Here is a 25,345-nt window from a genome sequence, read left to right on the forward strand (position 1 = left end):
TATGGATGGTGCCGCCTCAGCGGTCCGGAACGAAGGGTTTCCCCAGGCAAGCCGGCGTATTGATGAGCGTTGTGCGGCGATTATGCGAGATCACGATGAGAACGACAATAGTCACGGCGTAAGGCAGCATCGAGAGAAATTGCGAGGGCACACCGATGCCGAGCGCCTGCGCATGCAATTGCAGGATGCCGACCGCCCCAAAGATATAGCCGCCGGCCAGAACCCGCCACGGCCGCCAGGAGGCAAACACCACGAGCGCCAGCGCAATCCAGCCGCGACCTGCTGCCATGTTCTCCACCCATTGCGGCGTGTAGACGAGCGACAGCTGCGCGCCGGCAAGACCGGCACAGGCGCCACCGAACATCACCGCCAGATAGCGCGTGCGCACCACATGGATGCCGAGCGCATGGGCCGAACCGTGATTGTCGCCGATGGCGCGCATTTTCAGGCCCGTGCGGCTCTTGAACAGGAACCAGTGGACGCCGATGACGAGCGCAATCGAGAGGTAGAACGTGATGTCCTGCGCAAACAGCAGGCGGCCAATGAAGGGGATGTCCGAGAGGATCGGAAACACGATCGGCTGCAGCTTGACGCCGGGAATGCCGACGAAACTTTCGCCGATCTGGCCGGAGAGGCCAAGCCCGAGCAAAGTCAGCGCAAGCCCCGTCGCCACCTGGTTTGCCACCAGTGTCAGCGTCAGGAAACCGAAGAGAAGCGAAAACGCCGCCCCACCCAATATGCCGCAGAGCACGCCGAGAAGCGGTACGCCGGTGAGGTAGGAGCCCGCAAAGGCGCAGACCGCGCCCATGATCATCATGCCCTCGACGCCGAGGTTGAGCACGCCGGCCCGTTCGGTGACCAGTTCGCCGACGGCGGCAATCACCAGCGGCGTGGCGGCCGTAACGATGGTCAGAAGAATGGCTTCAAACATCGTCAGGACCTCGCTTCAACATTGCGGCCGGCGCCGAAGACCAGGCGCACGCGGTAGAGAATCAGCGTGTCGCAGGAGAGCACGAAAAACAGCAAAAGGCCCTGGAACACCCGCGTGACCTTGTCCGACACGCCGATGGACAGCTGCGCTGCCTCGCCGCCGAGATAGGTGAGTGCCAGCACGAAGCCGGACGCAATGATACCCAGTGGATTGAGGCGTCCCAGAAAGGCAACGATGATGGCGGTAAAGCCGTAACCGGGCGAAATGCTCGGCTGCAGGTGGCCGATGGAACCGGAGACTTCGGAGATGCCGGCAAGACCGGCAAGTGCCCCCGACAGCATCATCGAAAACCACACCATGCGCCGCGCCGAAAAGCCGGCAAACCGCCCTGCCCGCTCCGAGCGCCCGAGAACCGTCACTTCAAAGCCTTTCAGCATGAAGCGCATCATGAACCAGATGGCGACGGCAGCCACGAGTGCAAAGACGATCGACCAATGGGCACGGCCCGATTCCAGCAGTTCCGGCAGCACCGCTTCCGGCGCAAAGCTCACCGTCTGCGGAAAATTGAAGCCCTTTGGATCGCGCCACAGGCCGCGCGTCAGCCAATCCAGGAACAGCTGGGCGATATAGACCAGCATCAAGCTGGTCAGGATTTCGTTGGTGTTGAAGCGGGTCTTCAGGAGCGCCGGGATACCAGCGTAGAGCGCGCCCCCCAGCATGCCCATCAACAACATGAGCGGCAGCACCATCGGCGAATGCCACTGCGGCACCATGACCGGCAGGATCGAGCCGCAGATGGCACCGATGGTGAACTGTCCCTCGGCGCCGATATTCCAGTTGTTGGAGCGATAACAGACGGACAGGCCAACCGCGATGAGGATCAGCGGGGCTGCCTTGATCGCCAGTTCATGCAGTGACCACACTTCCAGCAGCGGATCGATGAAGAAGCTGTAGAGCGCGTGGCCGGGAATGTCAGCAAAATAGTGAAATGTTAGCACCGGATGCTTGATAGCAAACTCTAAAGTGGCAACAGGATGGGAAACAAGCTGTGTGAAATCAGCCAGCAAATTTTCCTTCAGCGTGAAGAAAAACATCAACGCGCCAGCCAGAAGCGTCAGCGCCAGCGCCAGCAGCGGTGATACGACGGAAAACAGGCCGGATGCGCTGGCGCGCCGTTCCAGTTCAATGCGCATGGACGGCCTCCCGACGGCTGGTGGAATCATGAACGCCGCCCATCAGCAGGCCGATCTTTTCAAGGGTCAGTTCGCTCGCCGCATAAGGGCGCGACATGCGCCCCTCGGAAATCACCGCAATGCTGGTTGCCACCTCGAAAATCTCGTCGAGATCCTGGCTGATCACCACGACGGCAGAGCCTGCCCGGGCAAGATCCACCAGCGCCTGACGGATGCGGCTCGCAGCGCCTGCATCGACACCCCAGGTCGGCTGGTTGACGATGAGGACTTGCGGCTTGCGGTCCAGTTCGCGGCCGATGATGAACTTTTGCAGATTGCCGCCCGACAGCGAACCGGCGGGCGGATTATCCCCGCTCTTGCGCACATCCATCTCGCCACAAATACGTTTCGCGATCGAGCGGATCACGTCATGGCGGATGACATTGGCAAGACCGCCCGACAAAAATGTCTTGCGGTCGGACTGGCTGCGCGACAGCAGAAGATTGTCGGAAAGCGCCATGTCGGAGACCGCGGCATGGCCGTGGCGTTCTTCCGGCACAAAACCTGCCCCCAGCAGCCGGCGCCCGTTGATACCCTTGCGCCCGACCGGTTTTCCACAAAGCATGATCGCGTCATCGTCTGCGACAGGATATTCCCCCGAGAGGGCATCGAACAATTCTCCCTGCCCGTTGCCCGCAACGCCTGCAATGGCCAGGATTTCACCGGCACGCACCTGCATGGAAATGCCCGACAGCGTGATCGCAAACGGCGTGCGGGCGGGAACGGCAAGGTTCTTCACATCCACCAGCACGTCACCCAGCGGCGTGTCAGCCGCGCGTTCGACACCGGCGACATCAGATCCCACCATCATGCGCGCAAGCGAGCCCGGCGTTTCCTGTCTGGGATCGCAGGCGCCTGTCACCTTGCCGTGACGCAGCACGGTTGCGCGGTCGCAGATGCGCTGCACCTCTTCCAGCCGGTGGCTGATATAAAGCACCGAGCGCCCCTCGGCCTTCAGCTTGAACAGCGTCTCGAACAGCCGGTCGGCCTCCTGCGGCGTCAGCACAGACGTCGGTTCATCCAGAATGATCAGCTTGGGGTTCTGCAGCAGCGCGCGCACGATTTCGATCCGCTGGCGCTCGCCAACCGACAGATCGGCCACATGCGCCTTCGGATCGAGCGGCAGGCCATAGGCGCGCGACAGGTTTTTCGCCTCTTCGGCAATCTTTGTCAGCGGGATTTTAGGATCGAGCGAGAGCGCGATATTTTCGGCAACCGTCAGCGCCTCGAACAGCGAGAAATGCTGGAAGACCATGCCGATGCCGAGCGTTCTTGCATGGCCGGGCGACTGGATGGTGACCGGCTTGCCGCCCCAGACGATCTCACCGTCGCTCGGCTGCAGAACGCCGAACAGCATCTTGACGAGGGTGGATTTACCGGCGCCGTTTTCGCCGAGCAGGGCATGGATCTCGCCCGGAGCAATCGACAGGTCAATGCCGTTACAGGCAGCAAAACTTCCGAAATATTTGGTTAGTCCCCGGACCTTCAGAAGCGTTGCCGCCTCCGGAACCTGCGCTTCACTCACTCGCATCCCCTCATGCACCTCGCGCCCACCTTCTGCGAGGTTTTGATGGCTGCCAAAGTGTCCTGTGTTTGCCGTTCACTCCCGGCGCTTGACTAGATTGATACTCGTTTTGGTGCCGCGCACAACAGGAAAGTCCAGCTTTCCCGGCGCTTTACTTGGATTTCCCAAGGTTTGGAAAAAGTTGCAGCACACCGCCCACCGCATAAAGATAAAGGCCCGTCACCACCACGCCCCAGACCAGCCAGGCGGGCGATTCGAAATGCAAAAGCAGCGAATAGGCCGACAGAGCGCACCACAGCAGGAAGATGCCGAGATTGAGCCGCCGCAGCCGTTTCACGCGCACCGGATGCAGGAAATTGATCGGCAGGAAGGTGAAGAACACCGACACCATCACCACGATCAACGCCGTGATCTCGCTTGCCTCGATGACAAAAAGGGTGAGGATGACCATGTTCCAGACGACAGGGAAGCCGGAGAAGAAATATTCGTCCGTCTTCATGCCCGTATCGGCGTAATAGATGGCGCTGGAGACGACGATCATGCCAGCCGCCACAAAGGACCAGGTCTCGCCGATCATGCCGCTCTGGTAAAGCGCAAAGGCCGGCAGCAGGACATAGGTGACGTAGTCGATGATGTTGTCGAGCGTATCGCCCGACCAGTTGGGCAGCACTTCCTTGACGCGCACCTTGCGGGCAATCGGCCCATCGATGCCATCGATCAGAAGCGCAAGCCCCAGCCACCAGAACATGTCGACGAACCGGTGTTCTGCCGCCGCCACCACGCCGAGAAAGGCGAGGAACGACCCGGATGCGGTCAGCACATGCACCGAAAACGCCCGGATCTCGGCATAGGGCACTTTGCGGTAATTGAAGATTCGCCTGATCACGCCCTGCTCCGGAGCTTAAAAATCGAAGGGCTGATATGCGGCCAATCGGCGCGCATTGCAACATCTGCGTCGCAAACGGAGGACGCCCATGGATAAGTGTTACAAGTTTGCCTAAATAGGAAGCGCGCGACAATGTCCCTTTAACGGGTCTGGACACCGCGTTTTCGGGTAGGCCGCAAGCGGCATTGGACATGAAGAAGATCGAGGCCATGAACGAGTTCGACATCGCAGTTGTGGGTGAGGGTCTGGCGGGGTCTGTGGCAGCGCTTGCGCTCGCCCGCGCCGGCCGCAAGGTGGCGCTGGTTGCACCGCAGACCACCCGGCAGGACCGGCGCACGACGGCGCTGATGGATCAATCGGTGCGGTTCATGGACAGCCTTGGCCTGTGGGAGAAAATTGCGCCGGATGCCTCCGCCTTGTCGACCATGCAGATCCTGGATGGCACCAAGCGGTTGTTTCGCGCACCGCCCGCGCAGTTTCGCGCCGCCGACCTCGGGCTTTTGGCTTTCGGCTATAACATTCCCAACCGCGCGCTGATGGCAGTGCTCGGCGAGGCACTTTCCGCTGAACAGAACGTCACGCGGGTCGATGCAAGCCTCGCGCATCTCGACCTGCCGGGTGACCGCGCCGTTTTGACGCTTTCCAGCGGCGAAACGCTTGAGACTGCTTTTGTGGTCGGCGCGGACGGACGATCCTCCACCGTGCGGGAAAATGCCGGCATCGGCACGCGCCGTTGGGCCTATCCACAGACCGCCGTCGTCCTCAATTTTTCCCATGAGCAGCCGCATGGCAATGTCTCCACCGAGTTTCACACCGAAACCGGTCCCTTCACGCAGGTGCCGCTTCCCGGCAGCCGCTCCAGCCTTGTCTGGGTGGTAAAGCCCGCGGAAGCCGAGCGGCTTCTTTCCCTGCCTCTCGACGTGCTGTCGCAGGAGTTGGAGCAGCGCATGCAATCCATGCTCGGCAAGGTGACAGTGGAAGAGGGTGTCGAATCCTGGCCGCTGTCGAGCCTGATGTCGGACCGTTTTGGAAAGGGCCGTATCGCGCTCATCGGCGAAGCGGCGCATGCCTTCCCGCCGATTGGTGCGCAGGGCCTCAACCTGTCGCTGCGCGATGTGATGGAGCTGGCGGACCTTCTGAAGACGGATGGCACCCGGGCGATTGCCGCCGATACCGGCGACCGCTTCAACCGTCACCGCCGGCCCGACATCATGACCCGCACCTTCGGCGTCGATCTTCTCAACCGCTCGCTGCTGTCGGATTTTTTGCCGATGCAGGTGGCACGCGCCGCGGGTCTCCACATGCTGACCGCCATCGGGCCACTGCGCAACGTGCTGATGCGCGAAGGCATAGAGCCTGGCCGCAGCCTGCGCGAATTTGCACAGACCCTACGGCATCCCTTCGGCTCCAAGAAAACCGGATGAGATGAGATAAAGCACCACCGGCAGCGTGGCGATGGAAAGAACTGTCGTGATGAGCACCGTTGCCGAGGCCCGCTCCTGCCAGACGCCATAATGCTGGCTGATGACGAAGACATTGGTTGCTGTCGGAAGGGCCGCCAGCAGAACGGCCGCCTGGATCCACGACGGCTCGATGCCGCCCACGGCTGTCAGCGCCAGATAAACGACGGCCGGCAGAGCGACGAGCTTTGCCACGGCAATCACACCGATTTCCGCTGGAATGCGCGTCAGCGGCCGCAAGGCAAGCGTCACGCCCATGGCAAACAGCGCGCATGGGGCGGCCGCCTGCGCCAGGTAATCCACCAGCCGCATGGCGGCAAGCGGCGGCTGAACGCCAAGTGCGGCCACCAGAAAGCCGGCCGCGGTGGACAGGATGAACGGATGCAGCGCCACCTTGCGCAGCACGTCGAAAGCGAGTGCCAATGGCGGGCGTCTGTCACCGCCGGCAAGCGCCATCATGGCGGGGGCTACGATGAAATGCATGGCGTTCTCAAAGCAGACGATGAGCGCCACGGGCACCGAGACCGTATCGCCGAGGACCAGCAGCGCAAGCCCAGGCCCCATATAACCGATATTGCCATAGGCGCCGCCAAAGGCCTGGATGGTGGAGGCCGCCGTGCCGGCCTTGCGGATGAAAAAGCCGAAGGCAAACACCAGCGCATAGACCGCATAGACGGCCACCAACTGCGTGACAATGAAATCCACCCTTGTCAGATCTTCAATCGGCGTGCGTGAGACAAGCTTGAAAAACAGCGCCGGCAGCGCCGCATAAACGATGAACGTGTTCATCCAGCCCAGCGCCTCGGCGCCCTGCCCGCTTGCCTTTGCCGCGATATAGCCGATGAGAATCAGCCCGAAAAACGGAAGCAGCAAAGCAAGAATGGCAGTCATCTCAACCCTCCGCCCCGGCAGCGGTCCGATGGGGCAAGGTCTCGCTTAGCCGATTTGCATGAGGATTGGAAAGCTCTGCTGAAACCAGATCGCCATGTCGCTGACAAAACCGAAGATGAAGGCAAGGCCGGTCAATACCAGGAAGGCGCCCATCAGCTTCTCCACCAGGCCGAGATGGCGACGGAATCGCGTCAGAAAGCGCATGAAGGCCCCGGAAAATGCGGCCGCAATCCAGAATGGAACGGCAAGCCCGAGCGAATAGATGGCAAGAAGCAGCGCGCCATCCCCCACCGTCTGGCGCGAGGCGGCAACGCCGAGGATCGCGCCCAACACCGGGCCGATGCAGGGCGTCCAGCCAAAGGCAAAGGCGAGGCCCATCACATAGGCGCCGGAGACGGTTGCCGGCTTTCCGCCCGACTGGAACCGCGCCTCACGCGAAAACAGGCCGATGCGAAACAGCCCGAGAAAATTCAGGCCCATGATGATGATGATCACGCCGCCGACCTTGGCCAGGAGATCAATATGCTGGCGCAGCAGCACGCCAATGGTCGTGGCACCGGCGCCCAGCGCAATGAACACAGTTGCAAAGCCAAGCGTGAAGAAGAGCGACGACAACAGCACTGCCCGCCGCACGGAGAGCGTTTCCACCTTCGCCTCGCCGCGAAACTGATCGACAGACACGCCCGCCATATAACAGAGGTAAGGCGGCACCAGCGGCAGCACGCAAGGCGACAGGAACGACAGGGCGCCGGCGATCAGGGCGCTGAACAGCGATATTTCGGCAATCGACAAGGCACTCTCCGCATCCGCATCAGCCTCTTCCTAAAGCAGGCTCAGCCCCGTCTGCCAATGACCTATCACGCCCGTCGCGCAAAAGTGTGCGGAGGGACAAGTACAAGCGAGCACCGCGCCGGCGCCTCGGGCGTGATGTTCGACCTAGCCATTGGGCCTATAGAATATGCGACAGCCGAGCCCGGATATGCTCGTTCGGGATCACATGCGCATATTTGGCGGCATGATAGGCATCGCGGGCTGCGTCAAACGACAGCACCCACATGATCATACTCAGCAGAAAGGCGATCAGGAAATATTGGACACGCATGCCACATGGCTCGGGCTAGGCGGTGGCAAAATTATGGCGCAACTGGAAACTGGAAACTGGAAACTGGAAACTGGAAACTGGAAAAGTGAAGACACCACATCCGCAGTGCAAGAGGTTGAAGCTTTCGAGAAAAATCTGGAAAGTGGTGAGAGCGCAGGGGTTCGAACCCTGGACCTACTGATTAAAAGTCAGTTGCTCTACCGGCTGAGCTACGCTCTCCCGAAAAGGGCTTTGGCTGCCCTTCGAAAGTGCGCGGAACATAGGCAGGTCGCCCCCCGCGGTCAACCCGCGAAAGGCGAAAATTTGGCATGTTTCAACAGCCCCATGCCTCAATGGGCATTGCTGCCGTTTTCTTCCTGCTCGTAGGACACCGAAACCGAACCATTGGACGAAAGCCGCACCACGCCCTCATCGGCATAGGCGACCAGCGAGAGCGGGATAAAATGATGGTGCCCTTCATGGCTGCCTTCGCCGCTGTCGCGCTTGGTGAGTTTGATTCGGCCGTTTTCCACACGATCCACCGTTCCGACAGGAATGCCATCGGCACCGATGACCTTTGCATGTTCCTGGATGCGTTCTGCCTCGATCATGACCATCTCCATGTTTGAATTCGATACTGGTCAACGCCTGGCTGCTGGAAAGGATGCATGGCGATCGCAGCCGGCGCATGCGCTGTCGGACATACGCTGAAAACACATCGCGCACCGCAGTTGCCGCACACCGGCTAGTCTCCTCACGCCGTTCAGCCGTAGTGCCCCGTATGCGCCGTTCAGAACAGAGATCCGGGCCGTCCCGAGAACAATCTGATATATCAGCGACCATCAGGGTCGGATTGCGTGCGCTGGCTATCTGATATATCAGCTACACGATGGAAACCTTCGATACACCTTCGCTTTCCGACTCGCTGGCACGCCAGGCCTACCGCGTCCTGGAGCAGATGATCGTCATGCTGCATCTGGCGCCCGGCGTATATGTGACGGAAAAGCACCTGATCGACGTGTCAGGCCACGGCCGAACGCCGGTGCGCGAGGCGATCCAGAAACTGGAATGGCAAGGGCTGATGCTGGTGCGTCCGCGCGTCGGGCTACAGATCAGCGACATCGCCGCGTCCGACCATGCCGACATCATGACCGTGCGATGCAGGCTGGAACCGCTGGCGGCAGCGCTCGTCGCCACCCATGCCGATGACCGTCAGCGCGAACGGCTGGTGGACTGCGCCCGCGATATGAGTGCCGCCGCGGCCACCGCGGACATGGCCGGGTTTCTGGCAGCAGACAAACGATTCGACGATATCGTGGAAGAAGCCTGCCCCAACCGTTTCGTCACCGGCGCGCTTGCGCCTTTGCGCAGCCATTCGCGGCGCCTCTGGTTTTCCACCGCAACCGTAGAGGCGATGGACCGGTCGGTGAGCCTGCATGTCGGGGTCATCCGCGCCATCGGGCGAAAGGATGCCGCAGGCGCCGCTGCCGCCACGGAAAAGTTGCTGGATGATCTTTCTCACTCCGCCTGACGTCGGAGATGTCGAGGAGAGTGAGCAGCAAGGGCGGCAATCGCCCCGCATCCCGGCGCGCCAAAAGATCGGCGCGCGATATAGGTCCTCAGGCCGAAGGCGCCTGCCCTGCCCTTTCCTTGGCAAGTGCTGCCAGATCGGCAGGCTTCAGTTCCACCGATTCGCCGCAGCCGCAGGCAGACGTCTGGTTCGGATTGTTGAAGGTAAAACCGGAGCGCATCTTGGTGATCTCAAAATCCATCTGCGTGCCGAGAAGATAAAGCACGGCCGACGGCTCAACCCAGACCTTTGCTCCGCCATGCTCGATCAGGTCGTCCTTGGCATTCGGCTCGGTCACCAGATCGATCGTGTATTCCATACCGGCGCATCCGCCCTTCTTGATGCCGACACGGATGCCGAGCGCCTGAGGTCCGGAATTGTCAACGATCGCCTTCACGCGATCTGCGGCGGAATCGGTCATGGTCATCACTGCAAAGCCCATCGGCTCATTCTCCTTCACACAACCGGGGTCAAGGCCCGGCGGTTTTCTTCCGTCAATGTAGGCGCCACGGCGATTTCAATCAAGAAGCCTATCCCGGGCGTAGCCATCGTCAGGTGATCAACTTCGTCCAGTCTCGGGCAGCATGGAGAACGCGGACGATGTCGACCTTGTCCTCGTCCACCACGAAGAAAATCAGGTAACTGCCCCTGCTGAACATCCTGATGTCATCCGGCAGGACACTCACATGGTGCCCCATGCCGGGCATATCCGAAAGTGCCCGGCAGGTCGCTTGAATGGAGTGCCGCCACTGTCTGGCTGCTGCCGGGTTGAAATCCGCGATATACTGCGCGGCGCGTAAAATGTCCTGCTTCGCCCTGGGGCGGATGATCAGGACCATCAACGTGCTTTTGCGGCGATATAGAGTTCCAACTCGTCTTCGATTTCGGCAAACGCCTTATCGCCGTCGATGGGTTCGCCGCTGTCGAGGCCTTCCTGCAAAAGTGCCTGAAGCTCGCCGGGTACAAAACTTGAAAGCAGCCTCTGGACCTTCCACTGCGTCAGCGCCGCTGCAACCACCTCGTCCGGCGATTGGAAGTCGCCTGACTGCACGACGCTCTCAACCAATTCGCTCATGTCTGGCGAAAGCTCGATACGAATGGTGTGTGCGCGCGCCATAAAAGGTCTCTCCGCTTCGGACACGAGATTAGCGCATCGCCGCCCTCAATACCAGCCGACGGACACCTGCGCCTCTTCCGACATGCGCTCGGGCGTCCACGGCGGATCGAACGTCATCGAGACCTCGACGCCGGACACACCTTCGACGGCGCCGATGGCATTTTCCACCCAGCCCGGCATTTCACCGGCCACCGGGCAACCCGGCGCGGTCAGCGTCATGACGATCTTCACCATGCGGTCATCTTCGATGTCGATCTTGTAGATCAGCCCGAGTTCAAAGATATCGGCGGGGATTTCCGGATCGTAGACCGTCTTCAGCGCCGAAATGACGTCGTCGGACAGGCGCGCCAGTTCCTCCTGCGGAATGGCAGATTGGATCAGCCCCTCGCGGGCATCCCATTTCAGTTCTGGTTCGTCGATAGCCATGGCAAAATCCTCAGGCAAAGAAGTTTCGCGCGTAATCGAGCGCATCGGCCAGCGCGTCCACTTCGGCGCGCGTGTTGTACATCGCAAAGGATGCACGGCAAGTGGAGGTCACGCCGAAGCGTTTCAAGAGCGGCATGGCGCAATGGGTGCCAGCACGCACGGCCACACCCTTGCGGTCGATGACCATCGACACATCATGCGCGTGAATGCCGGCAAGCTCGAACGAAAAAATCGCACCCTTGCCCGGCGCATTGCCTATGATGCGCAACGAGTTGATCGCCGTCAAACGCTCGGTGGCATAGGCTGCAAGATCCGCCTCGTGGGCGGCAATCTCGGCACGGCCGATGCTTTCGATATAGTCGAGCGCATAACCAAGACCAATTGCCTGCACGATGGGTGGCGTGCCGGCCTCGAAACGGTGCGGCGGGTCGTTATAGGTGACGAAATCCTGGTCCACGTCGATGATCATCTCACCGCCGCCCTGGAAGGGGCGCATCGCAAACAGGCGTTCCGTCTTGCCATAGAGCACGCCGATGCCGGAGGGACCGTACAGTTTGTGGCCGGTCATCACATACCAGTCGCAGCCGAGATCCTGCACGTCGACGGGCATATGAACAGCACCCTGGCTGCCATCGACCAGAACCGGAATGTCGCGCTCATGCGCCACGCGGCAGACATCCTTGATCGGCACGACAGTGCCGAGTGCATTGGACATCTGGGTGATCGCAATCAGCCGTGTCTTTTCCGTCAGGCAGTTTTCCAGATCTTCCAGATGGAAGGCGCCGTCCTCGTCCACGGGCACCCAGACCAGCTTGACGCCCTGCCGCTCGCGCAAGAAATGCCAGGGCACGATGTTGGAGTGATGCTCCATGATCGACAGAACGATCTCGTCGCCCTCCTTCAGGTGCGTCATGGCCCAGCCATAGGCAACCGTATTGATGGCTTCCGTGGAGTTCTTGGTAAAAACGATCTCGTCAACGGTCGGCGCGTTCAGGAAGCGCCGCACCTTTTCGCGCGAGGATTCATAGGCTTCCGTCGCCGCATTAGAGAGATAATGCAGGCCGCGATGCACATTGGCATATTCAGCCGAATAGGCATGCGAAATGGCGTCGATCACGCTTTTCGGCTTCTGCGCCGAGGCACCATTGTCCAGATAGACCAGCGGCTTGCCATGGACCATGGTGGAGAGGATCGGAAAATCCCGGCGGATTGCTTCGACATCATAGGCCATAGGCGGTGATCTCTGTGCTTGCCCGCCGTTCCTGCGGATGCCGCAGGTCAAAGGGGCGAAAAACGTCACGATGCGATGCTCCGGCAATGGGCGCCGGAGCATCGGTCTGATCAGGCGTGCTTTTCGAGCCAGCTGGAAATAATGGCTTCCAGCGCCTCGACAAGCTGCTCGTCTTCCAGTTCCTCGACGATTTCGGCAACGAAAGCGTTGACCAGCATGGCACGTGCCTTGTTGCGCGGCACGCCGCGCGCCATCAGGTAATAGAGATGGTTGGCATCGATATCGGCAACGGTTGCGCCATGGCCGCACTGCACGTCGTCGGCAAAGATTTCCAGCTCCGGCTTTGCCGAAAACTCGGCTTCATCCGACATCAGAAGTGTGTTGCAGGCCATGCGGGCATCGGTCTTTTGCGCATCGAGCGCCACCTTGATCATGCCCTGGAACACGCCCCGGGCGCGATCGAACACCACGTTGCGGAAAATTTCCGTAGACGTGGTGTTGGGCACATGGTGGCCGAGAACCAGCGTCACATCGGTATGCGTCTCGCCACCGAGAAGGTTGACGCCGCGCAACTGCAGGTCCGAGCCTTCACCGGCCACGTCAATGCGCAACTCCTGGCGCACCAGCTTGCCACCGGCATTGATGACGTAGAGCCGCAGTTTTGCATTGGAGCCGACGCGCACCCGCAACTGGCCAAGATGCGTATCGGATGCGCCCTGCTGCTGCAGGATGATCCAGGTCACATCGGCGCCGTCCTCCAGCGAGATATCGCTGACGGAGGTAACGAAGGCATCGCCCTTGCCGGTTGGCAGATGCCGCTCGATCACGGTTGCCCTGGATCCGGCACCGAAGCTGACCGGAAAGCGCGTATGCACCTGTCCATCGCCATGCAGGACCTGGATTTCCACCGGCTTTTCGATCTGGGCACCGGCTGGAAATTCCAGCACGAAGCCATCGCGGACAAAAGAACCGTTGATCTTGCCGATCGTGTCGTCACGGTCGATCACCGAAAGGCCAGGCGCGGCCGTGCCTTCCGACAGCATGTCGGAAAACGCATTCACCAGCACGTCGCTGATGCTGACCTTAGGGTCGGCATGGCCGTGGCGGGTGGTGATGACGGCAGATCCCTCCACCAGCGGTTCCGGTGTATCGCTCACGGCGGCCGGCACTGCAGCCGGGATGGCGCGCAGCAGCGTCTTCAGGTCCGTATAATGCCAGGCCTCGACGCGGCGCGTCGGAAACCCGTTGGTCTTCAGGTCGTCGACCAGGCGGTCGCGGGCGCTGATCACCGCGCCATTGCCGGGCAGGTCACCCAGCTGGGCATTGTAGGCCTCGATCAGCGCAGATTCGGCGGCGGTCTGCCGGCTTGTCGTCTGCATGTTCATGGCAAGACTCCTCTTACTGGCGCCTTACGCCGCTTCACCGATGATGTCGGCATAGCCATTGGCTTCCAGTTCGTGCGCCAGGCTCTTGTCACCGGTACGGATGATCTGGCCCTTGTAGAGAACATGGACCGTATCCGGCACAATGTAATCGAGCAGGCGCTGGTAATGGGTAATGACGATGACGGCACGATCGGGTGAACGCAGCGCGTTGACGCCATCGGCAACGATCTTCAGCGCATCGATATCAAGGCCCGAATCCGTCTCGTCGAGCACGCAGAGTTGCGGCTCGAGCAGGGCCATCTGCAGAATTTCGGCGCGCTTCTTTTCACCGCCGGAGAAACCGACATTGAGCGGGCGCTTCAGCATGTCAGGGTTGATCTTCAGTTCGGCAGCAGCTTCCTTGACGCGGCGGATGAAATCCGGCGTCGTCAGTTCCGCTTCACCGCGCGCCTTGCGCTGCTCGTTCATCGCAACCTTGAGGAACTGCATCGTGGCAACGCCCGGGATTTCCACCGGATACTGGAAGGCCAGGAAAATGCCCTTGGAGGCACGCTCGGCCGGGTCGAGTTCCAGAATGCTTTCGCCGTTATAGAGGATCTCGCCCTCGGTGACTTCATAGTCCTCGCGGCCGGATAGGATATAGGACAGCGTCGACTTGCCCGATCCGTTGGGGCCCATGATAGCCGCCACTTCGCCCGCCTTCACGGTGAGGTTCAGGCCACGGATGATTTCGGTGCCATCTTCGGCGATGCGGGCGTGCAGGTTTCTGATCTCAAGCATTTTTCGTCGTCCTGTCCAAAAGCGGTTCAAGGGCCGCTTGTTACCATCTGCGCCATCTTGGCGCTTGTACCGTCATCCTCGGGCTTGACCCGAGGATCTGCCTGCTACTCAATTGTAGTCAGACCATTTCGTCGTATTCCGATGTGGTACGTAGGCGTTATCGATCTCATCGATCTTTTCGAAAAAATCCAACCATGTCGGGTTCATCCCCTCGATCAACTTGATCTTCCACTCCCTGTTGTACCGTTTCAGCGATTTCTCCCGCTGGATAGCCAGAACAATATTCGGGTGCCGTTCAAACCAAACCAATAGCTTTGCCTTGTAGCGCTCGGTAAATCCCTTGTGGATCTCATTGCGGTGTTCCCAAACACGTCCATGAATGTCACTGGTGACGCCGGTGTATATGACCCCACGAGGCTTGTCCGACATCATGTAGACGAAGCCTGTCATGCCAGGCGCCCTTTCGTCATCCTCGGGCTTGTCCCGAGGATCTGCTAGGTTTACTCCGCCGCTCCGTTCATGGCCCACCGCATTCCTGTCGTAACGCAGAACTCACAGTTTCGTCGGTAGATCCTCGGGACAAGCCCGAGGATGACGACTTTCAAAATCAGCCGACAGACCCTTCCAGCGAAATCCCGATCAGCTTCTGCGCTTCCACGGCAAACTCCATCGGCAGTTCCTGAATGACTTCCTTGACGAAGCCGTTGACGATCAGCGCAATCGCCGCTTCCGTCGGAATGCCGCGCTGCAGGCAATAGAACAGCTGGTCTTCCGAAATCTTCGACGTGGTCGCCTCGTGCTCGAACTGGGCAGACGAATTTTTTGCCTCGATATAGGGCACGGTATGGGCGCCGCAGCGGTCACCGATCAGAAGCGAGTCGCACTGGGTGAAGTTGCGGGCGTTGGTGGCCTTGCGATGCGCCGAAACCTGGCCGCGATAGGTGTTTTGCGACACCCCGGCGGCAATGCCCTTCGAGACGATACGGCTCGACGTGTTCTTGCCGAGATGGATCATCTTGGTGCCGCTGTCGATCTGCTGATGGCCGTTGGAGACGGCGATCGAATAGAATTCGCCGCGGCTGTCGTCGCCGCGCAGAATGCAGCTCGGGTATTTCCAGGTGATGGCCGAACCGGTTTCCACCTGCGTCCAGGAGATCTTGGAACGGTCACCACGGCAATCGCCGCGCTTGGTGACAAAATTGTAGATGCCGCCCTTGCCCTGCGCATCGCCCGGATACCAGTTCTGCACCGTCGAATACTTGATCTCGGCGTCGTCAAGCGCGACCAGTTCGACCACGGCCGCATGCAGCTGGTTTTCATCGCGCTGCGGCGCCGTGCAGCCCTCGAGATAGGACACATAGGCGCCCTCTTCGGCGATGATCAGCGTGCGCTCGAACTGGCCGGTGTTCTTTTCGTTGATGCGGAAATACGTCGACAATTCCATCGGGCAACGAACGCCCTTCGGCACGAAGACGAAGGAGCCGTCCGTGAAGACCGCCGCATTCAGCGTTGCGTAATAATTGTCGGTGGTCGGCACGACGGAGCCGAGATATTTCTTCACCAGCTCCGGATATTCGCGAACGGCTTCGGAGATCGACATGAAGATCACGCCAGCCTTGGCCAGTTCCTTCTTGAAGGTGGTGACGACGGAAACCGAATCGAACACGGCGTCAACCGCCACGCGCGGCTTTTCAACGCCGGCGAGGATTTCCTGTTCCCGCAGGGGAATGCCGAGCTTCTCATAAACCTTCAAGAGTTCCGGATCGACGTCTTCAAGCGAGGTCGGGCCAGGCGTCGTCTTCGGCGCGGCATAATAATACAGGTCGCTGAAATCGATCTTCGGGTAATCGACGCGCGCCCAGGTGGGCTCTTCCATCGTCAGCCAGCGGCGATAGGCGTCGAGACGCCATTCCAGCATCCACTCCGGCTCCTGCTTCTTGGCGGATATGAAGCGGATGATCTCTTCGGAAAGGCCCTTTGGAGCCTTGTCGACTTCGATAACGGTTTCGAAGCCATACTTGTACTGATCCACATCAATCAGGCGGACCTGATCGATCGTCTCCTGCACAGCAGCCATGTTCATTCTCCAATCTCGCCGGAATCAAGGGTCCGGCAGCTTGTCGGTCGTGGCGGGGGTCCGCCTCTATGTAGGCGCCAGAAGGCGGTTTTCACACCTTTTGGCAAGCAAATTTTGCGTTTGCGCAATTACGCAGAGTTTGCGTCTGCGCAAGCCGCCCGCTTTATGCGGCCTGTCCGGGCAGCCTGCGCCGCCCGGCAATTCTCTCGAAGGCAACAAGCGCCTTAGTCATGTCTTCCCGCGTCGTATCAGGGCCAAGCGATATCCGCAGCGCGCCAAGACCCGGATCGCATCCCATGGCCGCCAGCACATGGCTCTGACCGAGTTTTCCGGATGCGCAGGCGGAGCCTGCCGAAAGCGCCACACCTTCGAGGTCAAAGGCAATCTGGCCCGTCTCGGATTTGAGGCCCGGCAGAGTGAAAAACGTCGTATTGGCGACCCGCGCCACGTCGGCGCCGTGGATGATCACGTCAGGTGCCGCCTCGGCCATGCCGGTCTCCAGAATGGCGCGCAATTCCGCAATGCCGGCATTTCGCGAATCGAGATCGGCAACCATCCGTTCGGCCGCCGCACCAAAGCCCAGGATACCCGGAAAATTTTCCGTGCCGGAACGATGCCCCTTCTCCTGTCCGCCGCCCCGGATCAGCGGTTTGGGCATCATCACCTCGCCACGCGCCACCAGAGCCCCGACACCCTTCGGGCCTCCGATCTTGTGCGAGGACAGAATGAGGAAGTCGGCATCCAGCGCCCCGATATCGACAGGGATGCGGCCTGCTGCCTGCACGGCATCCACCATCAGAAGCCCGCCCTTGGCATGCACCAGCTTCGCCACATCCGCCACCGGCTGGATCACGCCCGTCTCGTTGTTGACAAGCATCACCGCCACCATGGGCAGGCCCTTTGCCGCATCGTGCTCCGCAAGGACTGCCTCAAGGGCGGACAGATCGACCACGCCTTTCGACGTCACGGCAATCTCGCTCACCTGATCCACGGCAAAACGTCCGCCTTCGCGAACAGCCGGGTGCTCGATGGCGGAGGCATAAAAATGCCCGACGACAAGCGGCGCGCGGCCCATGCGGTAATCCGGCGTCAGCGCCAGATTGGCAGCTTCCGTCGCCCCGCTGGTAAAGGTCACATGCTGGGGATCGGCACCGACGAGAGCTGCCACCTGACGGCGGGCGCGGTCCATGCCGGCGCGGGCAGCACGGCCCTCGGCATGCACCGAGGAGGGGTTGCCGGGCAAAAGATAGGCATCCAGCATGGCGCATCTGGCCGCATCGCTGAGCGGCGCCGTCGCATTCCAATCCAGATATGTGCGCGCCATGGCCATTGCCTGCAGAGCTTCCCGGTCTAGATCTGCATGCGCGACGCATTTTCCTTGAAATTTTCGCCGCGCATGCCGTATGAGACGACCAACTGGGTGGCACATGCCAGCCCACTTTCGAATGGTTCTAAACTGTTTCTAGAAAAGATGAGCGACTTCGTCAAGTCAAAGCCATCATGAAACAGCTGGAAACATCAAAAAGCTGACCGGAGTACCGATGCCCGAAGTGATTTTCAACGGCCCTGCGGGCCGCCTCGAAGGACGTTACCAGCCCTCCAAGGAAAAGAGCGCACCGATCGCCATCATCCTGCATCCGCATCCGCAGTTCGGCGGCACGATGAACAACCAGATCGTCTACCAACTCTTCTACATGTTCCAGAAGCGTGGCTTCACGACGCTGCGCTTCAACTTCCGCAGCATCGGCCGCAGCCAGGGCGAATTCGACCACGGCGCCGGCGAGTTGTCGGATGCGGCATCGGCGCTCGACTGGGTGCAGAGCCTGCATCCCGACTCCAAGAGCTGTTGGGTCGCCGGTTATTCCTTTGGCGCCTGGATCGGCATGCAGCTTCTGATGCGCCGCCCGGAAATCGAAGGTTTCATGTCGATTGCGCCGCAGCCGAACATCTATGACTTCTCGTTCCTTGCCCCCTGCCCGTCGTCCGGCCTGATCATCAATGGCGACGGCGACAAGGTGGCACCGGAAAAGGATGTGAACGGCCTCGTGGAAAAGCTGAAGACGCAGAAGGGTATTCTCATCACCCACCGCATCGTCGAAGGCGCCAACCATTTCTTCAATGGCAAGGTGGAGCCGCTGATGGCCGAATGCGAGGATTACCTCGACCGTCGCCTGAACGGCGAACTGGTGCCGGAACCGGCCGCCAAGCGTATCCGCTGAAGGTTTTAGGTCCTCTTCGAAATCTCGATCATCAAACGGCCCTGCGGGGCCGTTTGGCATTTGGGGGGCTGGTCAGACGAGTGTGAGCGATATCGGCGTGTGCTGGCGATACAGGCGCACGCAGTTGCGCCCGGCCTCCTTGGCCTCGTAAAGCGCACGGTCTGCGTGGCGCAACGCCGTCGACAGGTCTGCGGCAGAACTGAAGGTCGTGACGCCGAAACTCGCGGTTGCCCGAAACACCGGCGGCAGGCCAGGCACGGCCTGCAGGGCAAAAGAGCCACGCAGCGCCTGCGCCAGCATCAGCGCCGCATCGGCCTGTTGCCCCGGCAGAAGCACACAAAACTCCTCGCCACCAATTCGCCCGATAACGGCATCCTCGGGAGCGCTCGCGCTCAACAGCTGACCGAACAGGCTGATGACGGAATCACCACTCAGGTGGCCGTAGGTATCGTTGATTTTCTTGAAGTGATCGAGATCGCACAGGATCAAGGCGTGCGGCCCATTGGGCAGGCGCTGCAGCACCCGGCTGCAGTGATTGTCGAAACCGCGCCGGTTCAAGAGCGATGACAGCGCATCCACTTCGGAATTGGTGCGTTCATCCGCCATGATCTGCAGCACAAGAACGGCAAGCAGCATCAGACCGGTCATGACCATGAGCACGGCAGTCATGCTCTGCGAGATCAGCGCGTAATTGGAACCGATATAGTCCTTGGCCGTCACGCCGGCCCCCACGACCACGGCAATACCTGATTTCACGGGAAAATGTGCCGCGGTGACGATAAGCAGTGTCAGCAGTGCCCGATCGACGGCAGCCCGATACGGCGAGCGCAGGACCGCAAAAACACTGAAGAGAAGCGCAATGGCAAAGGGCATCTGGTAGGTGAAGGCATGGCCGATACTTCCCCTCGGCAGCGGATAGATCAGCGCATCGCTGACGAGTGCTGCGCAAAAAAAGATGATCAGCATCCGCCCGTCGGCCGGCGCGCCGTAAAGCTTGCCGATCCCGACGCGCAACAGCAGGAGGCCGGCGAGCACAGTGACGAAGGCAAGTGACGCGCCGAACCAGACGAAATGCGTATGAGCAACCAGAAGTTCGGCGGGTGCGGACAAGGACGCGACGGCAAAACCTGCAGCAAACCAGCGAGCCGCCTCGCGCGAGCGGCTGCGGGTGGAAACCACGATAAACACCACGGCGAAAGACATCGCGATGAAGAAATTCATGACGAGGAAAAAGTCGGCGCCGTTCATCATCCTCGTCCTTCCTCCATCGTCTTCGTCGCCTTCGTCCATAGAACAGACCCACGGCCGGACACCATGAATGCTTCTGTTTGCTGCCGTAGACCGCAGCCACCTCAAGGCGACACCCGAGGGCCGGCATAGCGTCGCACCCCCTGCGCTCGCCAATCGCCACGGCGCAGAAGATGACACTGCCTTTTGTTTGATACAGTGCATTATCGCCACGTTTCAATGTGCAACGCACACAAAACAATGGAATTTCCAGTCGTGCTCATAAAAGAATCGCAGCGCCTGGCCGCTTGTCCTCCGCACCGAACCAGGAGCACTTCAACTTTTGGAGTGATTCCACGGACAAAGAGTGTTAGAGGCCCGGCACGCAAACAAGCCAATCGTGAAAAGCAACATCTGCCAGAGATAGATCATGTCCAGGTTCAAGTCCGATTTCCTCCGCACCCTCGATGAACGCGGCTTCATCCACCAGGTTTCCGATGAAACCGGGCTGGATGACCTGCTGGCGAAGGAGACGGTCACGGCCTATATCGGCTACGATCCAACGGCCTCCAGCCTGCATGTCGGCCATCTTACCCAGATCATGATGCTGCACTGGTTCCAGCAGACCGGCCACCAGCCGATCTCGCTGATGGGCGGCGGCACGGGCATGGTGGGCGACCCCTCGTTCAAGGAAGAAGCGCGCAAGCTGATGACCATCGAGATGATCGAGGAGAATATCGCCTCGATCAAGCGCTGCTTTGCCCATTACCTGAACTACGATTCCGGCCCGAAGGGCGGCGCCCTGATGATCAACAATGCCGAATGGCTGCGTGGGCTGAACTACCTCGAATTCCTGCGCGATGTCGGCCGTCACTTCTCGGTCAACCGCATGCTGTCCTTCGACAGCGTAAAAACGCGGCTGGACCGCGAGCAGTCGCTGTCCTTCCTCGAATTCAACTACATGATCCTGCAGGCCTACGACTTCGTGGAGTTGAACCAGCGTTACGACTGCCGGCTGCAGATGGGCGGCTCCGACCAGTGGGGCAACATCATCAATGGCATCGATCTCGGCCACCGCATGGGCACGCCGCAGCTTTACGCGCTCACCTCGCCGCTTCTGACGACCTCGTCCGGCGCCAAGATGGGCAAGTCGGCCTCAGGCGCCGTGTGGCTGAATGCCGATCTGATGCCCGTTTATGACTTCTGGCAATACTGGCGCAACACGGAAGACGGCGATGTGATCCGTTTCCTCAAGCTGTTCACCACCCTGCCCATGGACGAGATCGCAAAGCTTGCAAGCCTCGGTGGCTCGGAGATCAACGAGGCAAAGAAGATCCTTGCGACCGAAGTGACCGCAATCCTGCACGGCCGTGACGCGGCGGACGCATCGGCAGAAACCGCACGCAAGACCTTCGAGGAAGGCCAGCTTTCAGACAACCTGCCGTCGATCGACGTGGCTACGGGAGAACTGGAATCCGGCATCGGCCTGCTCGCCCTCATCGTCAAGGCCGGCCTTGCCGCGTCCAACGGCGAAGCCCGCCGTCATGTGCAGGGCGGTGCGGTGCGCATCAACGACCAGCCGGTCGCCGACGAGCGCAAGCTGATCGGTACAGGCGACGTGACCGGTGATGGCGTGATCAAGCTGTCGCTGGGCAAGAAAAAGCACATCCTGGTGCGCCCGGCCTGATCGGCTAAAACGTCTTTAAAGAACAAGAAGTCCGGCCCTCGCGCCGGACTTTTTCGTTCTCCATCGCGTGCATAGGCGGCAACGTTCACGTTTTACTGGAACTCGAAGATCTGGCGGAAAACGCCGGGCGCAATGATCGATAGGGGATTGATCGTCAGTTTCGGCTGGTCGAAGCGACCAACGACCTTGAAGGTGATGCCCAAAAGTCCGCGGTCGCGGCCATTGCCGAGAATGGCACCAATGATCGGCAATTCCGCAAACAGCCGGTTGAGGCCATAGGCGGGCATGAAGGTTCCGGTCATGTCCATATTGCCTGCGGCATCGCGCAGCATGCCTTGAAATGTCGCACCGATCTGCTCACCGCGCACGACGCCGTTTTCAACACCAAGCGCACCGCCGCGATAAACAACGCGGGCAAAGGCGCGCTGGAATTTTTCCGAACTGACATCGATGTCGCGCTTCACCGCCGCATTGAGGCTTCGCCCGTCCTCGCCGACCGGCGTGGAGACGATGGATTGCAGGCGGTTTTCGTTCACCAGCGAGAAGCTGCGGATATCGACCGACCCACTCATGTCTCCCGCCGCTTCGTTGTTGAGGCGAATGTTGAGCAATCCGCCGCGCATGTGATCGTAGAGATTGGCGAAACGCACAAGCGCACCGGCGTCCCCACTGGTCAATGTGATAACTTCACCGCCGTCGCTGCCGGCCGTCTGGGCCACAACAGCCTGCCCGCTACCGGTCACCGCGTTCAAGTCCACCGCACTCAGCTTGCCCTCGCGCAGCGAAAGCGAGAAATCGACATTGCCGAGGCTTTCGTCGTTGAAGCCGATGGCGCGGTCGAGTTTTGCCCGCACACGTGCGCTGCCGGAGGATTTGCCGCCACTGCCGCTGCCACTGCCGCCGCCTTGGGCACGGATCTGCTGGAGAACGGGACGCAGGTCGGCGGCCTTGCCGGAGGCGGAAATATCATAGGTGCCCTTGGATCGTCGCACGGACACGGCAAGGTCATCGGAAGGTGACAGGCGGACCTGCGAGAAATCGGCAGAGACCAGCCCGCCGCTCCCCATCTTCAGGTCGCCGCGCACGCCAAAACCATCGCCGGTCACATCCAGCCCATGAATATCGGCGCCGCCGTCTTTTTCGCTCAGTTCAAACGCAGCAGTTGCCGGAATGCCGCTTCCTTTCGTCCAGCCGACCCCCGGCACGGACAGCACCGCGCGCCCGAGATCGAGCTTGACGCTTTGGCGGTCATCATCGATGCGTTTGACCTCCACGCCCACGGTGCCGTTGATGATATCGGACAGGCCGGGCGCCAGTTTTTCCCGCTGCTCATTGTTGAGCGATGCCGTGACCACCAGGTCTCGCGCCACCTCCGACGTCTTGCCGATCGGCTCGACAAGCTTGATCTGCGCCGGAACGGCATCGATGGTGCCCTTGGCGGAGAGACGGGCAGCACTTCCGTCGATATCGAGATCACCCTCCAGATTGCCAATCTTTCGCCCGGCAATCGGTTGGCCGACATCAACGTTCAGGAGATCGATATTGGCCGAAAAGGAGGGCTTGGGCGGATTTTGGGCGCTGACCAGGCCAAAGCGGGCCTTGACTGCCGCGCGGCCATCCCCCTTGAAGTCTTCGGGCTTGAAGGGCGTATTCTTCAGGCCTTCGATCGGCTTGAAGCTTGCAAGTTCCGCCAGCGCATCGGCAGAACCCGACACGTCGAGCGCAAGATCGGCCATCAGCGGCTGTGTGTAGGTGGAGGCAATGGCAAACTTGCCGCCGTCTGCGGTTACGCTACGTCCGGAGGGAAAATAGGACGCTGCTTTTTTCACCCCCACTTCGATACGTTCGCCACGCACGTCCACATGGCCGGCGAGATCGCGCACCGGTGGCAGGTCTCCGGGAAGGGTCAGCCGGGTATCGGCAATGTCGAAGACGATGTTCAGCTCGTTGCTGTCGAGCTGCAGGGGGATGCCCGGCCCATGCATCCGCCCGGCCGGGATGAAGACCGAAATCGAGCCATTGGTGACTGTTCCGCCGAACATATTGGCGACGGCCCAGTCGCGCGCCTTGCGCGCCATCCAGAACGGCCAAAGCTGCTTGACGCCGGCCACATCCATGCGCGGCAACTGCGCACCAAAACTGATTTCCGGCGAGACGACGCCGGGGAAATGCACCTTCAGCGAGCCCGCCATCTGGCCGGCGGGGCTCGAAACCTTCATGTCATCATATTCGAGCACGCGGTCGGCCGAGAAATAACGGCCGCTGGCAGTGAGATCGAACAGAACCGGTTCCTCGCCGCCATTGGCGGCCTGCGCATGGCCGCCGCTGATCAGCGTGCTGAGGCCAAAACCGGGGCGCTTTTCGGCAGGATTCAGCCGGTCGAGATCGACGATGGCGCCGGTCAGCGGCAGGACGGTCGGCCCGAAGCGGAATTTCGACGGCCGGATCTCGATGGAATTTCGGGTGAAATCATAGGCGGTGTGGATTTCCGCGCCCGACAGTTCCTGACCGACGCCATCGAAATAGAAAAAGCCCGGCGCATGGTGAATGCTCGCCTCGATCACAGGCTCGGTTTCCTGCGTATCGCGTGTCGCGTTGATATCGACGTCGATGGCACCCTGAAGCCCCTCGCGCGGCGCACCGTCGGGCATGCGCTGCAGCAGGAAGGGCGTCATGTCGAGGCCGGCCACGTGCGCTTTCAGGGCTCGCGTCACGCCATTGACGGCGGTTGCCTGCACATTGAGATCAGCACGCCGCCCATCCAGTTCCATGATGCCGGTGAGCGCCACCAGGCCTTCCTGCGTCAGCGTCAGCTTCAGGTCATTGATGAGAAGCGTGGAAACCTTGCCTTCACGGTCCGGCGGAAACTGGATGTTGATGCCGTTGATGCGCACAAGGCCGGTTCCGGTGCGCTCGATAATGCCGCGCGCCTCGTCCAGCCGCTGGAACGCCTGTTCGAGCGCTGCCGGCAAGCGGTCGACACGCGTCTTCGACAGGTCCATCGGATCGCCTGATGGCAGGAGTGCCGTATCGAGCGAGATATTGTCGGCCTCCATGCGCCGGATGGTGACGCGACCGCTGATCAGCGCCAGCGGATCGATGGCAAGGCGGATGGCGGCGGTGCGCGTCAGGTGTTCGCCGGTCGCGACCTCAACGATATCGACGTCCCGGGCTTCGAGCGCCAGGCGAAAATCATGATCGAAGCGGATGGCGGTGGAGCCGACCGTTGCGCTGTAGCGATTGCCGATGGCGTTGGAGAGGGCGCTCTGCGCGCGCGCATTGAGCGCGCCGTCAATGGTGCCTGTTTCGATGGCAAAAAAGCCGCTTACCACCGCACCGGCACAAAGCGCCAAAAACAGCAGACAGAAGCGCAGGATGCCTTGCGCACGCGAACGCTCGCGCGGGCAGTGCACGATCAGCGGATCATGCGCCTGCGCCGAGGGAAGCTCATGCAGCGCCACCAAATCCTTCCGGCGGAAGCTGACCTTTTCCCCTCTGATTTCCGCCATGTTTCTCCAAAGCGTGCGTCACCCGTGATTCGGGTGATCTGGACCAATGTCGCGCCAGTATATATCGATTGCGGCGACAATTACCCAACATGCAGGCGAAAGAAAGGAAAA

General features: G+C 60.6%; 24 protein-coding genes and 1 tRNA gene. 4 read left to right on the forward strand and 21 right to left on the reverse strand.

Going from position 1 to position 25,345, the window contains the following annotated elements:
* Positions 1-16: 16 nt before the first annotated feature.
* The 4 genes from AC4CWH_RS08355 to pcsA form a co-directional block, all read right to left on the reverse strand.
* Positions 17-937, reverse strand: a complete 921-nt coding sequence (locus tag AC4CWH_RS08355; RefSeq protein ID WP_491321388.1) for an ABC transporter permease — start codon at positions 935-937, stop codon at positions 17-19.
* On the reverse strand, positions 934-2,124 hold the full coding sequence (locus AC4CWH_RS08360; protein ID WP_491321180.1) for an ABC transporter permease: 1,191 nt from the start codon (positions 2,122-2,124) through the stop codon (positions 934-936). The genes AC4CWH_RS08355 and AC4CWH_RS08360 overlap by 4 nt, the downstream gene beginning before the upstream one ends.
* Entirely contained in the window at positions 2,114-3,688 is a 1,575-nt protein-coding gene (locus tag AC4CWH_RS08365; RefSeq protein WP_491321181.1) for an ABC transporter ATP-binding protein, read from the reverse strand. The genes AC4CWH_RS08360 and AC4CWH_RS08365 overlap by 11 nt, the downstream gene beginning before the upstream one ends.
* A 151-nt stretch (positions 3,689-3,839) precedes the next feature.
* Complete coding sequence (pcsA, locus tag AC4CWH_RS08370; RefSeq protein WP_491281610.1) at positions 3,840-4,574, reverse strand: phosphatidylcholine synthase; 735 nt, start codon at positions 4,572-4,574, stop codon at positions 3,840-3,842.
* A gap of 209 nt (positions 4,575-4,783) precedes the next feature.
* On the opposite strand from pcsA, the gene AC4CWH_RS08375 reads away from it, so the two are divergent.
* Positions 4,784-5,998, forward strand: a complete 1,215-nt coding sequence (locus AC4CWH_RS08375) for a UbiH/UbiF family hydroxylase (protein WP_491321389.1) — start codon at positions 4,784-4,786, stop codon at positions 5,996-5,998.
* Here AC4CWH_RS08375 and AC4CWH_RS08380 read toward each other — a convergent pair.
* From AC4CWH_RS08380 to AC4CWH_RS08400, 5 genes are all read right to left on the reverse strand, one after another.
* The gene (locus AC4CWH_RS08380; RefSeq protein WP_491321182.1) at positions 5,963-6,925 is read right to left on the reverse strand and encodes an AEC family transporter; all 963 of its coding nucleotides are present in this window, start codon (positions 6,923-6,925) and stop codon (positions 5,963-5,965) included. The genes AC4CWH_RS08375 and AC4CWH_RS08380 overlap by 36 nt on opposite strands.
* A gap of 45 nt (positions 6,926-6,970) precedes the next feature.
* Positions 6,971-7,717, reverse strand: a complete 747-nt coding sequence (locus AC4CWH_RS08385; protein WP_491321183.1) for a cytochrome c biogenesis CcdA family protein — start codon at positions 7,715-7,717, stop codon at positions 6,971-6,973.
* Between the two features lie 157 nt (positions 7,718-7,874).
* The gene (locus AC4CWH_RS08390; protein ID WP_491321184.1) at positions 7,875-8,027 is read right to left on the reverse strand and encodes a hypothetical protein; all 153 of its coding nucleotides are present in this window, start codon (positions 8,025-8,027) and stop codon (positions 7,875-7,877) included.
* Positions 8,028-8,170: 143 nt separating this feature from the next.
* Positions 8,171-8,246: transfer RNA gene (locus AC4CWH_RS08395), tRNA-Lys, on the reverse strand.
* Between the two features lie 110 nt (positions 8,247-8,356).
* Positions 8,357-8,617, reverse strand: coding sequence for a DUF2171 domain-containing protein (locus AC4CWH_RS08400; RefSeq protein ID WP_491281614.1), 261 nt, complete (start codon positions 8,615-8,617; stop codon positions 8,357-8,359).
* A gap of 278 nt (positions 8,618-8,895) precedes the next feature.
* Here AC4CWH_RS08400 and AC4CWH_RS08405 point away from each other — a divergent pair, with 278 nt between their 5' ends.
* A complete protein-coding gene (locus AC4CWH_RS08405) occupies positions 8,896-9,537 on the forward strand; it encodes a GntR family transcriptional regulator (RefSeq protein ID WP_491321185.1) in 642 nt (213 codons plus the stop codon).
* Between the two features lie 88 nt (positions 9,538-9,625).
* Here the strand turns inward: AC4CWH_RS08405 and sufA are convergent, their stop codons facing one another.
* From sufA to AC4CWH_RS08455, 10 genes are all read right to left on the reverse strand, one after another.
* Positions 9,626-10,018: a Fe-S cluster assembly scaffold SufA gene (sufA, locus tag AC4CWH_RS08410; RefSeq protein WP_491321186.1), complete on the reverse strand. Its 393-nt coding sequence runs from the start codon at positions 10,016-10,018 to the stop codon at positions 9,626-9,628.
* A gap of 109 nt (positions 10,019-10,127) precedes the next feature.
* Positions 10,128-10,415: a type II toxin-antitoxin system RelE/ParE family toxin gene (locus AC4CWH_RS08415; RefSeq protein WP_491321187.1), complete on the reverse strand. Its 288-nt coding sequence runs from the start codon at positions 10,413-10,415 to the stop codon at positions 10,128-10,130.
* Positions 10,415-10,693 carry a ribbon-helix-helix domain-containing protein gene (locus AC4CWH_RS08420; protein WP_491321188.1) on the reverse strand — a complete coding sequence of 93 codons (279 nt, stop codon included), beginning with the start codon at positions 10,691-10,693 and terminating at the stop codon, positions 10,415-10,417. Before AC4CWH_RS08420 ends, AC4CWH_RS08415 begins: the two co-directional genes overlap by 1 nt.
* A gap of 45 nt (positions 10,694-10,738) precedes the next feature.
* Positions 10,739-11,119 carry an SUF system Fe-S cluster assembly protein gene (locus tag AC4CWH_RS08425; protein ID WP_491321189.1) on the reverse strand — a complete coding sequence of 127 codons (381 nt, stop codon included), beginning with the start codon at positions 11,117-11,119 and terminating at the stop codon, positions 10,739-10,741.
* A gap of 10 nt (positions 11,120-11,129) precedes the next feature.
* Positions 11,130-12,350 carry a cysteine desulfurase gene (locus AC4CWH_RS08430; RefSeq protein WP_491321190.1) on the reverse strand — a complete coding sequence of 407 codons (1,221 nt, stop codon included), beginning with the start codon at positions 12,348-12,350 and terminating at the stop codon, positions 11,130-11,132.
* 110 nt (positions 12,351-12,460) lie between these two features.
* Positions 12,461-13,735 carry a Fe-S cluster assembly protein SufD gene (gene sufD / locus AC4CWH_RS08435; protein ID WP_491321191.1) on the reverse strand — a complete coding sequence of 425 codons (1,275 nt, stop codon included), beginning with the start codon at positions 13,733-13,735 and terminating at the stop codon, positions 12,461-12,463.
* Between the two features lie 24 nt (positions 13,736-13,759).
* Positions 13,760-14,515, reverse strand: a complete 756-nt coding sequence (gene sufC / locus AC4CWH_RS08440; RefSeq protein ID WP_491321192.1) for a Fe-S cluster assembly ATPase SufC — start codon at positions 14,513-14,515, stop codon at positions 13,760-13,762.
* Positions 14,516-14,623: 108 nt separating this feature from the next.
* Positions 14,624-14,965, reverse strand: coding sequence for a GIY-YIG nuclease family protein (locus AC4CWH_RS08445; RefSeq protein WP_491321193.1), 342 nt, complete (start codon positions 14,963-14,965; stop codon positions 14,624-14,626).
* Positions 14,966-15,122: 157 nt separating this feature from the next.
* Complete coding sequence (gene sufB, locus AC4CWH_RS08450; protein WP_491321194.1) at positions 15,123-16,592, reverse strand: Fe-S cluster assembly protein SufB; 1,470 nt, start codon at positions 16,590-16,592, stop codon at positions 15,123-15,125.
* Between the two features lie 163 nt (positions 16,593-16,755).
* Entirely contained in the window at positions 16,756-17,922 is a 1,167-nt protein-coding gene (locus tag AC4CWH_RS08455) for a cysteine desulfurase family protein (protein ID WP_491321195.1), read from the reverse strand.
* 211 nt (positions 17,923-18,133) lie between these two features.
* Between AC4CWH_RS08455 and AC4CWH_RS08460 the strand changes: the two genes are divergently transcribed.
* A complete protein-coding gene (locus tag AC4CWH_RS08460) occupies positions 18,134-18,811 on the forward strand; it encodes an alpha/beta hydrolase (protein WP_491281626.1) in 678 nt (225 codons plus the stop codon).
* A gap of 72 nt (positions 18,812-18,883) precedes the next feature.
* On the opposite strand, the gene AC4CWH_RS08465 is transcribed toward AC4CWH_RS08460, so the two are convergent.
* Positions 18,884-20,059, reverse strand: a complete 1,176-nt coding sequence (locus tag AC4CWH_RS08465) for a GGDEF domain-containing protein (protein WP_491321196.1) — start codon at positions 20,057-20,059, stop codon at positions 18,884-18,886.
* Between the two features lie 409 nt (positions 20,060-20,468).
* On the opposite strand from AC4CWH_RS08465, the gene tyrS reads away from it, so the two are divergent.
* Entirely contained in the window at positions 20,469-21,725 is a 1,257-nt protein-coding gene (gene tyrS / locus AC4CWH_RS08470; RefSeq protein ID WP_491321197.1) for a tyrosine--tRNA ligase, read from the forward strand.
* A 92-nt stretch (positions 21,726-21,817) separates the two neighbouring features.
* On the opposite strand, the gene AC4CWH_RS08475 is transcribed toward tyrS, so the two are convergent.
* Positions 21,818-25,234, reverse strand: coding sequence for a hypothetical protein (locus AC4CWH_RS08475; protein WP_491321198.1), 3,417 nt, complete (start codon positions 25,232-25,234; stop codon positions 21,818-21,820).
* Positions 25,235-25,345 lie beyond the last annotated feature (111 nt).

The sequence above is a fragment of the Neorhizobium sp. PAMB6716 genome, assembly GCF_058242805.1.

Excerpts from the sequence above, each read along its gene's own strand:
- AC4CWH_RS08360 (WP_491321180.1), bottom strand. The coding sequence starts at position 2,124 with ATGCGCATTGAACTGGAACGGCGCGCCAGCGCATCCGGCCTGTTTTCC.
- AC4CWH_RS08375 (WP_491321389.1), top strand. The coding sequence starts at position 4,784 with ATGAACGAGTTCGACATCGCAGTTGTGGGTGAGGGTCTGGCGGGGTCT.
- AC4CWH_RS08380 (WP_491321182.1), bottom strand. The coding sequence starts at position 6,925 with ATGACTGCCATTCTTGCTTTGCTGCTTCCGTTTTTCGGGCTGATTCTC.
- AC4CWH_RS08390 (WP_491321184.1), bottom strand. The coding sequence starts at position 8,027 with ATGCGTGTCCAATATTTCCTGATCGCCTTTCTGCTGAGTATGATCATG.
- AC4CWH_RS08400 (WP_491281614.1), bottom strand. The coding sequence starts at position 8,617 with ATGATCGAGGCAGAACGCATCCAGGAACATGCAAAGGTCATCGGTGCC.
- AC4CWH_RS08405 (WP_491321185.1), top strand. The coding sequence starts at position 8,896 with ATGGAAACCTTCGATACACCTTCGCTTTCCGACTCGCTGGCACGCCAG.
- sufA (WP_491321186.1), bottom strand. The coding sequence starts at position 10,018 with ATGGGCTTTGCAGTGATGACCATGACCGATTCCGCCGCAGATCGCGTG.
- AC4CWH_RS08415 (WP_491321187.1), bottom strand. The coding sequence starts at position 10,415 with ATGGTCCTGATCATCCGCCCCAGGGCGAAGCAGGACATTTTACGCGCC.
- AC4CWH_RS08420 (WP_491321188.1), bottom strand. The coding sequence starts at position 10,693 with ATGGCGCGCGCACACACCATTCGTATCGAGCTTTCGCCAGACATGAGC.
- AC4CWH_RS08425 (WP_491321189.1), bottom strand. The coding sequence starts at position 11,119 with ATGGCTATCGACGAACCAGAACTGAAATGGGATGCCCGCGAGGGGCTG.
- AC4CWH_RS08430 (WP_491321190.1), bottom strand. The coding sequence starts at position 12,350 with ATGGCCTATGATGTCGAAGCAATCCGCCGGGATTTTCCGATCCTCTCC.
- sufD (WP_491321191.1), bottom strand. The coding sequence starts at position 13,735 with ATGAACATGCAGACGACAAGCCGGCAGACCGCCGCCGAATCTGCGCTG.
- sufC (WP_491321192.1), bottom strand. The coding sequence starts at position 14,515 with ATGCTTGAGATCAGAAACCTGCACGCCCGCATCGCCGAAGATGGCACC.
- AC4CWH_RS08445 (WP_491321193.1), bottom strand. The coding sequence starts at position 14,965 with ATGACAGGCTTCGTCTACATGATGTCGGACAAGCCTCGTGGGGTCATA.
- sufB (WP_491321194.1), bottom strand. The coding sequence starts at position 16,592 with ATGGCTGCTGTGCAGGAGACGATCGATCAGGTCCGCCTGATTGATGTG.
- AC4CWH_RS08455 (WP_491321195.1), bottom strand. The coding sequence starts at position 17,922 with ATGGCCATGGCGCGCACATATCTGGATTGGAATGCGACGGCGCCGCTC.
- AC4CWH_RS08460 (WP_491281626.1), top strand. The coding sequence starts at position 18,134 with ATGCCCGAAGTGATTTTCAACGGCCCTGCGGGCCGCCTCGAAGGACGT.
- AC4CWH_RS08465 (WP_491321196.1), bottom strand. The coding sequence starts at position 20,059 with ATGAACGGCGCCGACTTTTTCCTCGTCATGAATTTCTTCATCGCGATG.
- tyrS (WP_491321197.1), top strand. The coding sequence starts at position 20,469 with ATGTCCAGGTTCAAGTCCGATTTCCTCCGCACCCTCGATGAACGCGGC.
- AC4CWH_RS08475 (WP_491321198.1), bottom strand. The coding sequence starts at position 25,234 with ATGGCGGAAATCAGAGGGGAAAAGGTCAGCTTCCGCCGGAAGGATTTG.